The 500-nt window shown below is 71.4% G+C and carries 1 protein-coding gene; it reads right to left on the bottom strand.

What is annotated here, in order from left to right; genetic code table 11:
• Window positions 1–500, bottom strand: a 500-nt coding sequence (locus ACU8YC_RS26365) for an SLC13 family permease (protein WP_446896175.1), incomplete at both ends; no start/stop codon positions are given.

Here is a 500-nt window from a genome sequence, read left to right as displayed (position 1 = left end):
CCGCAGCACCGCGTAGGTCGTCGCGATGGCCAGCAGCGAGGGCAGGGCGAACAGGCCGAGCCAGCGCACCAGCGGCGGCATGTGCTCGGCGAAGACCACGAGGTTGGCCGGGTTCGAGATCGGCAGCACGAAGCTCGCCGCGTTGGCGATGAAGGCGCAGATGAACAGGTAGGGGAGGGGGTTCTCCACCTTGGCGGCCTTGGTGGCCGCGTAGACGGCCGGCGTCAGCACCACCGCGCAGGCGTCGTTCGACAGGAACACCGTGACGGCGGTGCCGACGAGGTACACGAGGGTGAACAGCCGGGTCGCCGAGCCCCTGGCGGCGCGCACGGCGATCGACGCGAGCCAGTCGAACAGGCCCTCCTTCCGGGCGACCTCCGACATCAGCATCATGCCGACGAGGAACAGGTAGACGTCGGTCCCCTTCAGGACGCCGTCCCAGGCGGTGGCCGGGGCGAGCAGCCCGAGGGCCACGAGGGCGCCCGCGCCGAGCACGGCCC

It is taken from the genome of Citrobacter sp. VF227 (genome assembly GCF_052950715.1).
This window is presented reverse-complemented; position numbering and strand designations above follow the sequence as displayed.